Below are 12538 nucleotides of genomic sequence, written 5' to 3'. Positions count from 1 at the left end.
AGAACCGCCGCACCGCCATGTCATCAAGCAGGCGCTGGCGAAGGGGACTGATTGCAGCAATGCACAGGGACTCTGTCATCATCCGGCTCCTTCTGGTGGGAAGAAGCCAGAGTGCTTGGCCCGATCAGGACAGTTCCAAATAAAACAGATCGCTCACGCCGTGGTGACAGGCCTGCACACCGCACCAATCCCGCGCAGCGGGTTCGTTCTTCCCCCCGATTCTGACTGTTATGCCTGTTTTATGATCCATCTTTCCAAAGACCTGGCATGCTCTGTCGTGTCATTTCCCTTGGGTCGGATGAGCCCGTAGAATGTTCCGTCAGCATCGAACCCAACAGGGGCCAACAATCTCCCTTTAGCCGTATCGTCTGCGGCGATGATTTGAGGCGAAAGGGCTACGCCCAAACCATTGGCGGCAGCCTCCAGCATCATGAAATGATGGTCGTAGAGACGGATGTCGCGTGGCGCTTGGACGTCGGGCCGGGTGGCCAGCCATTTCCGCCATGCCTCGGGGCGGGTCCGAGATCCGAGCGCCAGGTAATCTCCGCCCTCGAACCGCACCACCATATCAGGTCGCATGATCGGGCCGACCGCCTCTGCAGTGAGTGTCGTTACCGCCCAGTCCGGATCCAGCGGGAAGTCGAGCCGTCGAATTGCCAGCGTGATGCGTTCTTTCTCGAAATCCAGTGGGCCACCACCGGTCGAGAGATGCACGTCGATGTCGGGGTGACGATCCTGAAAATCCGAGAGGCGTGGAATCAGCCAGCACATCGCCAGCGAACGTTCGCAGGAAAGTACGATCGGTGGGGCGGCGATAGGCGACCTGATTTCGGCGAGCGCTGTTGCTATTCCCTTCAGTGCATCGCTCGTGGCCAGCGCCAGGCGTTCACCATCCCGGGTCGGTCGCACGCCACGGCCCTCAGGTTCCAGCAATCGCAATTTCAAATCGGTAGCCAGTTTGGACACCCGGCGACTGATCGCTCCATGCGTGAGAGCCAGTTCCACGGCAGCTGCTCGCACGGAACCGAGGCGCGTTACCGCTTCGAACGCACGCAGATCGTCCAGAGACGGGATGTCTGATCGCTTCATTGGTCAGTTTTTATCACCAGAACAGGTCAGTTCATATCGATTTTCTGTGGACCCTGTTCCGTTATTGTCATCATCATGAGCGAAACACCTTCCTTCAGTCACCAGCCGTTGGCGGTCACGATGGGCGATCCCGCCGGGATCGGACCGGAAATCGTGGCCCGGATGTTTCTACGGCGACCGGCGCAACGGCGTTGGATCGTCGTCGGCGATCCTCTGGTGATGCGTCATGCGCTGGCCGGGCTCGATCCAGCGGCGCACGTGAGCCGGATCACAACATTGGCCGAAGCCTGCTTCGATGACGACGTGCTGCACGTCCTGGCGTCGTCGGAGTGTGAGTGCCTGCCGCCCGTGGGGCAGATCACCGTCGAAAGTGGCCGCGCCGCCTATGCGGCGATCCTCGCCGCGATCCAATTGGCAAAGAATGAAGTGGTAGGCGGTATCGTTACCGCACCGATCCACAAGGAAGCGCTCGCTGCCGTCGGGCTGCACTACCCCGGCCATACGGAAATTCTCGCCGAACAGGCCGACGGTGCGACTGTCGCCATGATGCTGGCGAACGAGGATATCCGCGTCGTGCTGGTGACCATCCATTGTTCGCTGCAAGACGCAATCCGGCGTGCCGATTTCCCTGCGCAGATGGCGGCGATCCGCCTGGCCCACGCTGGTGCGCGGGCTCTGGGCATAGAACGGCCGCGTGTCGCAGTGGCCGGTCTCAATCCCCATGCCGGAGAAGGTGGCCTGTTCGGGCATGAGGAAGCCCGCATCATCGCGCCCGCCATTGCGCAGGCGCAGAGTGAAGGCATCGATGCGTCCGGTCCGTGGCCGGGCGACACCGTGTTCATGCAGGCGCGCGAAAGGCGCTTCGATGTCGTGGTCGCGCAATATCATGATCAGGGGCTGATCCCGGTGAAATATATGGGTCTGGCACAAGGGGTGAACATCACGCTCGGCCTGCCGTTTGTGCGCACAAGCCCCGACCACGGCACTGCTTTTGACATCGCGGGGCGCGGTATCGCCGATCCCTCCAGTCTGGAGACCGCCTTTGATTATGCCCTTCGCCTTACCGGAGCCACAGTATGACCCGCCCCGATTTTATCTTCATGTTGACCCGCCACGACCGGACGGTGGAGAACGCGGTCAATCTGATAGAAATTGTCCGTGCTGCTGGTGTCCGTCATATCGGGTTCAAGGATATCGGCCTGCCGTTCGAATCTCTTCAGACCCTGGCTCACAAGATCAGGCAGTCGGGGGCATCGACCTATCTGGAAGTCGTCTCCCTCGATTGCGAAAGCGAGCTTCGCTCGGTGCGGTCCGGTATCGCTCTGGGTGTCGATTATCTGCTCGGCGGGACTCATGTCGATGATGCGCTGCGACTGCTGAAAGGCACGGATATCCGTTATTACCCCTTTCCAGGCCGGATCAGCGGGCATCCCAGCCATCTCGAAGGGACCGAGGGCGAAATCGTGCGCAGTGCGGTCGATCTTGCCTCCCGGCCCGGCGTGCATGGACTGGATTTGCTGGCCTATCGGTTCGCGGGAGATGTACCCAGCCTGATGCGGAAGGTCCGCGCCGCAGTGATGGGCAAGCGGGTCATCGTCGCAGGTTCAATCGATCGGGAGGAACGGATCCGGGCTGTGGTGTCGGCGGGCGCCGACGGTTTTACGGTCGGTACTGCGGCACTCGACGGTGCGTTCCCGACATCCCGTGATCTGACGGGGCAGATCGATTACGTCCGGATGTTGCTGTCTCGCCTCTGACGCAGACTCGATGGAGAAGATTGATAGATTTAAAAGAGAAAAAGACTAATGCGTCCAGTCTTCCTGTCATTACTGCTATTTTCTGTCGGAAAAGCGTGGAGGGATTGTTCCGATGTGTAGCCGTCAGAGTCAGAGGGCTGCGCGGATTTTCGTGACGGGTTGAGAAGATGGGAGAGAGTCTCCTGTCCGCCTGTCATGGAGTTTTTCGCCATGGCGACCGCTATTCCCAAAATCACCCTCAGTTCCTCTCGTGACATCCCGTTCAACCGCCTGGTGCTGTCCCAGTCCAACGTGCGGCGCGTGAAGTCCGGCCTGTCGATCGAGGAACTGGCCCGCGACATCGAGCGCCGTGGGCTGCTGCAAAGCCTGAATGTCCGCCCCGTCCTTGATGATTCTGGTGTCGAAACCGGTACCTATGAAGTCCCGGCCGGGGGGCGCCGGTTCCGCGCTCTCGAACTGCTGGTGAAGCAGAAGAAGCTGGCAAAGACGGCCTCGGTACCGTGCGTGGTGCGCGAGGCCGGATCGGCCATTCTCGCCGAGGATGATTCCCTGGCCGAAAACGTCCAGCGCGTGGCCCTGCATCCGCTGGACCAGTTTCGCGCCTTCCGTGACATGCTGGAGAAAGGTATGTCCGAGGAGGAAATCGCCGCCGCGTTCTTTGTCGCACCGGCCGTGGTCAGACAGCGTTTGCGGCTGATGACCGTGTCCGACAAATTGCTCGATATCTATGAGCAGGACGGCATGAAGCTGGAGCAGTTTATGGCCTTTTCCATCAGCGATGACCATGCCCGTCAGGAACAGGTCTGGGACATCGTGTCCCAGAGCCATAACCGTGAGCCCTATGTCATCCGCCGCATGCTGACGGAAAAGACCGTGCGGGCGTCGGATCGTCGGGTGCGCTTCGTCGGACTGGACACCTATCTCGCGGCCGGCGGGCCTATCATGCGCGACCTGTTCGATGCGGATGACGGCGGCTGGCTGCAGGATCCAGCTATTCTGGACCGGCTGGTCATGGAAAAACTGCATGCAGCCGCAGAGGATATCCGCGCAGAGGGCTGGAAATGGGTCGAGACGGCTCTGTCGTTCCCATGGGGCCACACACGGCAGTTCGCGGAAATCGAGGGCACGGAAGTGCCGCTGTCCGATGAAGAGACGGCCCGTCTTGAAGTCCTGCATACCGAGCAGGAAACCATCGAGGCTGAATACGCCCAGGCCGATGAATACCCTGATGAGGTTGATGCAAGGCTGGGCGAGATTGAGAGGGCCATTCTTGCCCTGGAAGAGCGGCCTGTGACGTTCGATCCCGCTGACATGGCGCGGGCAGGCGCATTCGTCAGTCTCGACAGCGATGGCAGACTGCAGGTGGAGCGGGGTTTCGTGCTGCCCGAGGACATGTCGGCTGAGCCGGAAGAGACCGATGATGCCGACGGTTCGGATGAATACGCTCATCGTGCATATGATGGGCCGAATGAACGTTTTGCTGATTATGGCGGCGACGAAGGCAGAGTGGGCAATAGCATCGCTCCCGACATCGAGCCTGAGGAAGAAGACGGGATCAAACCACTGCCTGACCGGCTTCTCACGGAACTGACAGCCTGGCGCACGCTGGCCCTGCGGGACGCGTTTGCCAGCAATCCGCACGTTGCTCTTACTGAATTCCTGCACACCTTGGTGCGCGATGTGTACTGGCAGACGCCGGGGGCTGACTGCCTGGAAGCCTATGTCCGGGAAATCCCGCTGCCGGTCCATTCACCCGACATGCCGGCCAGTGTGCCAGCCCATGCGCTGCGCCAGCGTAACGAGGGCTGGAAGCACGATTTGCCGGAAGACGAGGATGCGCTGTGGCGCTGGATCGACGGGCTGGACGACGCCAGCCGCATGGCATTGCTGGCGCATTGCCTGTCCTTCGGGGTTAACGGACTTTATGAGCGCATGCCCTCGTATGGGGCGGTGTCCCAGCGCAGCGTGACCGAACGCCTCAAACGGGCAGACCGCCTGGCATCGGCCCTCAGCCTTGATCTGGTCGAGGCGGGCTGGCAGCCCACGGTCGAGAATTATCTCGGCCGGGTGACCAAGGCCCGCATCCTGCAGGCGGTGCGGGAAGCACGCGGTAATGAGGCGGCCGACCGCATTGCGCACCTGAAAAAGCCCGACATGGCGCGTGAGGCCGAGCGGCTGCTGGAAGGCTCGGGCTGGCTGCCAGAAGCGTTGCGCACGGTGGGTGGCGCAGGGCGGACGCCTACTGAGGCTGTGATAGCAGGCGAGGAAGTGGAGGCTATCGCCGCCGAATAAAACGATGGGTTTTGGGATTGTGAGACAGCGGCTTCCGGTATCCGGAGGCCGCTTTGTCATGTCTGTCGAATGGGCAGAAAGACCGGGTGGCAGACAGGGCAGCTCCGGTCAGTTAGTGTCATCGCTACGTCTATACTGGCGTGGTGTGCAGCCCAGAGTGCGTCGGAATGCGATGGCGAAGGAATTCTCGCATTCATACCCGGTATTTCGTGCAATTTCAGAAATACCCGATGAAGTCGTTCGGAGCAGAGTGCTGGCGCGTAGCATGCGCCATCGTGTCAGATAATCCATGGGGGGCATCCCGACAGACTGTCTGAACCGCAGGGCGAAAACGGAACGGGACATTCCCGCCAGCCGCGCAAGTGTCGCGACTGACCAGCGCTTTCCCGGTTCTGTGTGCATCGCATTGATACTGCGCCCCAGTTGTGGATCCGAAAGGGCATAGAGCCAGCCGACATGCCCGTCACGGTGTTGCGCGAGATAGAGGCGGAGCACCTGCACAAGCATGATCTGGGCAAGATTATCCGTTATCAGCACGCCGCCCGGTTGCAATTGCCGCATTTCGGTTGTGAACAGGTCCAGCGCCGACCTCAGAACCGATGCCTGTTCCGACAGACCGCGCACCACGACGACAGAAGGCAGACAGCCCAGAAGGGTGTTTGCATGTGATGCGTCAAAAGCGAACCGGGCACCGACCAGCACGAAATCGCCTCCATCATTACAGAGTGCGATTCCGTTTTCGGCCCTGTCATAAATCATATGGGAGGGCATGAGCGGCAGGGCGAGGTCGGTGGTCAGCACGAACGGGCGACCGGTGGTCAGCAGGAAGCAGTCGCCTGCGGTCAGTTCGCAGGCAGCGTCGTTTTCTACCTGGATATGGCAACGTCCCTGCAGGACGGCATTGAACTTGATGCCTTCATGGGAAGGGAATGACAGCGCCCAGTCACCGCCGGCATGCAGGCCGGCGGACACGTGGGTACGCGGCTTCAGAAGTGACAGGGCGTCGGACAGGGCATCCACGGCAGCATTCCGGACGATCGAAAGGAAAAACGGGATTTTCGAGTGTGGATCGTATCACGGGGATCGATCACTCTCGAATAACGAACCCGACAGCAGGAGAAATATACCATGGCAAAAAGACAGCAGCCCATCGGTTCCGGTTTCGGAGCTGCAACGACGGCACGGAATGTCCTTGCCGGTATGGACCTCACCGGGAAACGGGCCATCGTCACAGGGGGGCATTCAGGTCTGGGGCTGGCGACGACCCGCGCCCTTGTCGCAGTAGGTGCCCAGGTGACGATAGGCGCCCGCGATGTCACCAAAGCGCAATCTGCCGTTGCCGGACTCCCCCGCGGGGACGTCCTGCCTCTCGACCTGGATGACCTCGAAAGCGTCCAGCGCTTTGTGGAGGCCATTCTTGATCGAGATGTTCATATAGACATGGTGATCAACAGCGCTGGAATCATGGCCTGTCCAGAAACAAGGGTCGGGCCAGGGTGGGAAGCGCAGTTTGCGACCAACCATCTGGGCCACTTCGCACTCATCAATCGTCTTCGGCCCATTCTGGAAGGTGGTGCGCGTGTGATCTCGGTCTCTTCCGCAGGTCATCATATCTCCGCCATGCACTGGGAGGATGTTCAGTTCACGCAGGGATATGAGAAGTGGCAGGCCTATGGTCAGTCGAAAACCGCCAATGCGTTGTTTGCGGTTCATCTCGATCATCTGTGGAAAGATAGCGGGGTGCGGGCGTTTTCCCTACATCCCGGAAAGATCCTGACTCCGCTTCAGCGTTACCTGACACGCGAAGAAATGGTTGCTGCCGGCTGGATCGATGAAAACGGCGCGCTGGCGGATATGACCTTCAAGACACCGGAGCAGGGGGCCGCGACCCAGGTCTGGGCCGCGACGACCTCGCAACTGGACGGGCTGGGCGGACTCTATTGCGAGGACTGTGACGTGGCCGAAATTGCGGCTGACGGTGACAGGTCATTCAAGGGTGTCTGTCGCTATGCCGTTGACCCGGAACAGGCGGAACGCCTGTGGAATTTATCTGCGGACCTGACCGGTGTCGGTGGTCGGAGATAGTTCCCAAGCCGAGGTGCCTCTGCATAAAGCGTAAACATAACGTCCAGGCAAAGCGGCTTCCGGTGCCCGGAAGCCGCTTTTTTCATATCCGGCGCCCCGGAAAGAGGAAGAGGGCGGCTTCGCCTTCTGTGCCGAATAACCGGCATCAGAGGAGAGTTTTCCATGACCACAACCACCATCCTGCCCCCTGCGTCCCGCAGTGCCGCGTCCGGTGGCTTCCGGATCGATCCCTCCCGTGGCGGCCGCAATGCCCGCGTGTCTTCGGAGTGGTTCTCCCGCCCCGATGACGAGCGTTACCTGTCCCTGTCCGATCTGCATGCCGCCACGCTTGCCCGTGCAGATCGCGCCACGGCCCGCACGGTGGAAAGCCGCGGTATTCGCGTCGAGGCCTCGCGCGACAATGCCGAGCGCCTGACGCTGACCGTGCCGGGACAGAATGACCCGATCGCACCCACACACTGGTCGTTCGGCCAGATGTGCAGCCTTGTCGGCGCGCCATCGTCGTACCTGCGTAACCTTCCGGCCCCGCTGGCAGCGATCAACCTGCAGCACGGCCTCCTGTCGCACCGGGCCGAACTGGTCAAGACGCTGGAAACCGAGGACGGGCGTGTGGAACTGCGCGCCGTCACGGGGCCGGATTACGGCCGCATCTGGGACCACGAACTGGTCGGGGCGGTGCGCAAGATCGCCGGCGACGGCACGGGCGATACCAACTGGAAGGTGCCCGGCGTCATCGACTGGGCTACCATGACCCATAATCCCTATGTGGACATCACCAAGGAGACCACGACGCTCTACGCATCGGATCGCGATGTCTTCCTGTTCCTTGTGGACGACACGCATCCGATTGAAGCAGGACGCCTGCCCAATGGCGACCCTGATCTCTATTTCCGGGGCTTCTATGCCTGGAATTCGGAAGTCGGCAGCAAGAGCCTTGGTATTGCGTCGTTTTATCTGCGCGGAGTGTGTCAAAATCGTATGTTGTGGGGCGTCGAAAATTTCGAACAGATCACGATCCGGCATAGCAAGTTTGCGGCATCCCGTTTCGTGCATCAGGCCACGCCGGCCCTGCGGAATTTCGCCACGGCCAGCCCGGCCTCGTTCGTTTCAGGCATTCAGGCCTCGCGCAAGGCGCTGGTGGCCAGAACCGATGAGGATCGGGAAAGTTTCCTGCGTCGTCGTGGGTTCTCCAAACCGGAAACCACCAGGATCATCGAAACCGTGCTGAACGAGGAGGGACGCAAGCCCGAGAGCGTGTTCGATTTCGTGCAGGGGATCACGGCACTGGCGCGGACGAAAACCAACCAGGACACGCGGCTGGATCTGGAGGGCAGGGCACGCAAGCTGATGGAGAAGGTCGGATGAACGCGCCCATCATCAGAAAGCGGCGTGGTGGGGAAGGGGCGGCGGACGAGGTCCGCCGCCTTTTGCCTGTCGGCAGGTCAGTCGTTCAGGCTGTCCTTGAGCGCCTTGGCAGGCGTAAAGGCCAGCTTGCGCGAGGCTGCGATCTGGATGGTCGCACCCGTGGCCGGGTTGCGGCCTTCGCGGGCGGCGACTTCCCTAACCTTGAACTTGCCGAAGTTCGGCAGGGTGATTTCATCACCGGCCCTGGCGGCGGCGGTCATCGCTTCGATCAGGGCGTCCAGCACCTTGCGGGTATCGGTTTTGCTCGTGTCGGTGGTGGTGGCGATATGATCGATCAGATCGGCAATCTTCATGAAACTATCCTTTTGCATTCGGGCCTGTGCCCGTTGCCTCTGCCGTTACGGGGGAATCATGGCGGCATCAAGCCTGCAGGGAGGGTGAGATGACAGATGCGCAGTCACGGGATGCTGGCGATCTGGCCCGTAGGCTGGCCGAGAACGCCGAGGCGGTCTGCCGGCATTACCTCTCGGCCGGGCGGCGGCACGGCAATTACTGGCTGGTCGGGGATGTTCATAACACCCCGGGGCGGTCGCTCTATGTCCGCCTGCATGGTGGACCGGACGGGCGTGGCCGCGCGGGCAAATGGACGGATGGCGCGACGGGGCAGCATGGCGATCTGCTCGACATCATCCGTGAAAGCCTTGGGCTGCTGGATTTTCGCACTGTCGCCGACGAGGCCCGGCGCTTTCTCTGCCTGCCGCACTCCGAGCCACGATCGGCCCCTGATCGTCGCAATATTGCCCCGCTGTCCTCAGGCACCGCAGACGCCGCACGTCGGCTCTGGGCCATGTCCCGCCCGCTTGCGGGCACACAGGCGGAAACCTGGCTGGGGCATCGCGACCTGACTCGCTTGTCAGACCTTTCATCGCTGCGTTTCCATCCGGATTGCTACTACCGGGCCGATGCTGACAGTCCGACCGAGACCTGGCCCGCGCTGATCGCCGCCGTGACCGACCTTGATGACCGCGTTACCGGCGTCCATCGCACCTGGCTGGCGCGGGACGGAAAGGGCAAGGCTCCCGTCGCCATGCCCCGTCGGGCGATGGGCGACTTGCTCGGCCACGCCGTGCGCTTTGGCGCGGTGTCCGACGTTCTGGCGGCAGGTGAGGGGATCGAGACGGTACTCTCGCTTTGGGAAGTCATGCCTGATCTGCCGCTGGCCGCCTGTCTGTCCTCGGCGCATCTCGCCGCCATGGCGTTTCCGCCCACGCTGCGCCGCCTCTATGTGCTGCGCGATGACGATCCTGCCGGAGATCATGCGGTGACAACCCTGCAGGCCCGGACGCAGGAGGCCGGGATCGAATGCCTCGTGCTGTCACCGCGTCTGGCGGACTTCAACGATGATCTCCGCTATCTCGGGCGTGGCGCGATGCGGGCGATCCTGCATCCCCAGCTTGCCCCGCAGGACGTGGCGCGGTTTCTGCTTCCCGTCGCGCACTGAGGCGGGCCGGGAAGAGGGTGTGAGATCCGTCTTCTTTCCCGTGTGGTAGGGGGCTGTCCCGTTTCCAGATGGGGCGCGCCCGCGGCCTTTCTGGAAGGGGAGCGGGCGTCAGCCAGGCCGGGCCTGCAATGGCGGAGCCGGCTATTTTCCGCCGCGCGTGCCGCGCTTTGCATCGCGAAGCAAAATAGCCGTCTCCCTGCCATCCTTCACTGCGTTCCGGCCGCGCGATGCGCGGTTCCGGCCCGGCCTTCGTCTGCCGCTATCCGCCCCCCGGAAAGGCCGCGAGGGGCGCGGCCAGAACCGGAGGACAGACCCATGACCCGCACACAGGACGATTTCGAACCCGCACACGCCACATCTTCCACCGCCCATGTGCTGGCGGAACTCCAGCTTTACGGCCATCGTCCCTTCGAGGACGAGCCGGACGCGAGGCCGTTGCCCGACGCCAGCCAGATCGAGGGCGCGATTGCCGATATCTTCGACGCCCTGTCCGCCACACTGACCGACACGCGGCTCGAACCCGATCTCGAACCGCTGCTCTGGTCCACGGTCAATGTCTTTCATCGCATGGTCGGGCAGGTCGAGCGCGATCTTGACCGCAACGAGCAGGCGCAGAAGCGCAGCCAGCAGGAACAGGATGGCAGCGAGATCCGCTCGGTGGAACTGGAACGCCTCATCGCCGAGGGACTGACCCTGCTGGAACGACGCAGCGCGTATGAGATATTCCGCGATCTTGCCTGCGACCAGTTCGAACGCCTGACAATGTCGCCCTGGCGGCCACGCTCCGGCTCGCTGGTTAGTCGCAGCACCCTGACGGCGTCGATGATCGACAGCCGCGATTTTCTCAACGCCCGCCACAAGGCCGAAACGGAACTGCTGGTGCCTCCCGGACCGAAGGTCGCGGTCACCGGCGGGCTCGACTACGAGGACCATAACCTGATCTGGAAGCGTCTCGACAAGGTGCGTGAGAAGCATCCCGACATGGTGCTGCTGCACGGCGGCTCGCCGAAGGGAGCGGAATTCATCGCCTCCCGCTGGGCCGATCACCGCGAAATTCCGCAGATTGCCTTCAAGCCCGACTGGAACCGGCACGGCAAGGCCGCCCCGTTCCGGCGCAACGATGCCCTGCTGAAAGTCCTGCCCATCGGGGTCATGGTGTTCCCGGGATCGGGCATTCAGGACAATCTGGCCGACAAGGCGAAACAGATGGGCATTCCCGTGTGGAGGTTCCACAGGGAGGCTGGCGCATGAGCGCCGGCGTCTATTTTTAGGCTGCTAAAGTATAGCGATTTTTCGTGTTATTGACATCTGTCCGCGGGCGTAATTCAATAAATAAACGCATTCGGAATATGATGGTATATATTACCATAATTGTAAATTCTGAGATCTAAAAAAAGGATGGATTAGAGTGAATAATTGTGAAGAAAACGTGATATCGGCGAATAATTTCTTAAATGGAAGTATGGATGAAATAAAAAAATATCATTTGAGCCAAAATGTTATACTTGCCTTACTTCCGGAAGACGTAGAAGTTTATATGTGGCGGAATCATGAAGAAAACCTAGATTATAGCATATTTCATGATGATGATAAATTACATTTTGCTCTTCAACTGACGGGAACGGGAGCAACAGGTATGACATGTCGTGATGGTTTCATGCGTTATGAACGATTTCAGATAAAAGGAGTGAATTATGTCAGTTATCGTCCTGGAACGGTGATAGATTATAAAACTAGAGGAGAAGTTATGGGGTTAACTTTATCTCTTCCTTCTAAAAAAGCGATCGAATGGATGGGGGAAGAGAGTTCTGCTCTTTCCAAAAAACTTGCAAGTGGCCATTATTTTTTAGAAAACCAGAATGATATTGAGATTAATAAGGGCGCAAACTGGATACTGGAGACTCTTTCTGGTTTGTCAGTTGAAAAAAATAATTCTATAATATTATTGGGTAAGGCGCTCACGTTAGCAGGATATATTTTAGAAGTACCTACTCTTGGGATGCGTGAGACAAGGGCTCAGTTGTCGGGTTGTGATCAGCGTCTTTTATACGCGCGAGATATGATTCTTTCAGATCTGGGTCAACCGCCTCGTTTAGAACAGATTGCTAAATGTGTTGGAATGAGTGTCTCCAGTCTTCAACGTGGTTTCCGCCGACTTTTTGGAAAGAGTCCCTATATGATTTTTCACGAAGAACGTATGCAGGCAGCATACCGTCGGTTAAGGCAGGATGAAGCATCAATAGTGATGATTGCATCAGATATTGGTTACAGTAATCCTAGCCATTTCTCTTCGGCATTTCGTAAAATGTTTGGGCTTTCTCCTTCATTATTGAGAAGTGGTAGAACTAGATATCGCAGATAATGTCTACATTTTCCCGATTTTCGGAAGGGTCTCTCCAGAACATGCAGCCAGCCAACCGAGATACGATGTCAGGGGGTAGTGTAAGGT

Annotated in this window: 11 protein-coding genes; 8 read left to right on the top strand and 3 right to left on the bottom strand. The window is 59.7% G+C overall.

Going from position 1 to position 12538, the window contains the following annotated elements; all coding sequences use genetic code 11:
• Positions 1-228: 228 nt before the first annotated feature.
• Positions 229-1089, bottom strand: coding sequence for a LysR family transcriptional regulator (locus tag GXY01S_RS15105; protein WP_034933496.1), 861 nt, complete (start codon positions 1087-1089; stop codon positions 229-231).
• Between the two features lie 75 nt (positions 1090-1164).
• Between GXY01S_RS15105 and pdxA the strand changes: the two genes are divergently transcribed.
• The 3 genes from pdxA (at position 1165) to GXY01S_RS15090 (ending at position 5138) form a co-directional block, all read left to right on the top strand.
• Complete coding sequence (gene pdxA, locus GXY01S_RS15100) at positions 1165-2169, top strand: 4-hydroxythreonine-4-phosphate dehydrogenase PdxA (protein ID WP_034933498.1); 1005 nt, start codon at positions 1165-1167, stop codon at positions 2167-2169.
• Positions 2166-2846, top strand: coding sequence for a 4-hydroxythreonine-4-phosphate dehydrogenase (locus GXY01S_RS15095; protein WP_034933501.1), 681 nt, complete (start codon positions 2166-2168; stop codon positions 2844-2846). The genes pdxA and GXY01S_RS15095 overlap by 4 nt, the downstream gene beginning before the upstream one ends.
• 210 nt (positions 2847-3056) lie before the next feature.
• Positions 3057-5138: a ParB/RepB/Spo0J family partition protein gene (locus GXY01S_RS15090; RefSeq protein WP_061276433.1), complete on the top strand. Its 2082-nt coding sequence runs from the start codon at positions 3057-3059 to the stop codon at positions 5136-5138.
• Between the two features lie 108 nt (positions 5139-5246).
• On the opposite strand, the gene GXY01S_RS15085 is transcribed toward GXY01S_RS15090, so the two are convergent.
• The gene (locus GXY01S_RS15085) at positions 5247-6158 is read right to left on the bottom strand and encodes an AraC family transcriptional regulator (RefSeq protein WP_034933504.1); all 912 of its coding nucleotides are present in this window, start codon (positions 6156-6158) and stop codon (positions 5247-5249) included.
• A gap of 108 nt (positions 6159-6266) precedes the next feature.
• Here GXY01S_RS15085 and GXY01S_RS15080 point away from each other — a divergent pair, with 108 nt between their 5' ends.
• A complete protein-coding gene (locus GXY01S_RS15080) occupies positions 6267-7223 on the top strand; it encodes an SDR family NAD(P)-dependent oxidoreductase (RefSeq protein WP_061276431.1) in 957 nt (318 codons plus the stop codon).
• 162 nt (positions 7224-7385) lie between these two features.
• The gene (locus GXY01S_RS15075; RefSeq protein WP_061276429.1) at positions 7386-8588 is read left to right on the top strand and encodes a hypothetical protein; all 1203 of its coding nucleotides are present in this window, start codon (positions 7386-7388) and stop codon (positions 8586-8588) included.
• Between the two features lie 77 nt (positions 8589-8665).
• On the opposite strand, the gene GXY01S_RS15070 is transcribed toward GXY01S_RS15075, so the two are convergent.
• Positions 8666-8941: an HU family DNA-binding protein gene (locus tag GXY01S_RS15070; protein ID WP_061276427.1), complete on the bottom strand. Its 276-nt coding sequence runs from the start codon at positions 8939-8941 to the stop codon at positions 8666-8668.
• 89 nt (positions 8942-9030) lie between these two features.
• On the opposite strand from GXY01S_RS15070, the gene GXY01S_RS15065 reads away from it, so the two are divergent.
• The 3 genes from GXY01S_RS15065 (at position 9031) to GXY01S_RS17460 (ending at position 12451) form a co-directional block, all read left to right on the top strand.
• Positions 9031-10089 carry a DUF7146 domain-containing protein gene (locus GXY01S_RS15065; RefSeq protein ID WP_061276425.1) on the top strand — a complete coding sequence of 353 codons (1059 nt, stop codon included), beginning with the start codon at positions 9031-9033 and terminating at the stop codon, positions 10087-10089.
• A 315-nt stretch (positions 10090-10404) separates the two neighbouring features.
• Positions 10405-11340: a DUF2493 domain-containing protein gene (locus tag GXY01S_RS15060; protein ID WP_061276423.1), complete on the top strand. Its 936-nt coding sequence runs from the start codon at positions 10405-10407 to the stop codon at positions 11338-11340.
• Between the two features lie 157 nt (positions 11341-11497).
• On the top strand, positions 11498-12451 hold the full coding sequence (locus GXY01S_RS17460; protein ID WP_146222797.1) for a helix-turn-helix transcriptional regulator: 954 nt from the start codon (positions 11498-11500) through the stop codon (positions 12449-12451).
• Positions 12452-12538 lie beyond the last annotated feature (87 nt).

Origin of the sequence: Komagataeibacter xylinus NBRC 15237 (assembly GCF_001571345.1) — a bacterium.
Lineage (GTDB): Bacteria > Pseudomonadota > Alphaproteobacteria > Acetobacterales > Acetobacteraceae > Komagataeibacter > Komagataeibacter xylinus.
Note: the sequence above shows the minus strand (reverse complement) of the source record. Positions and strands in the feature narration are given on the sequence as shown.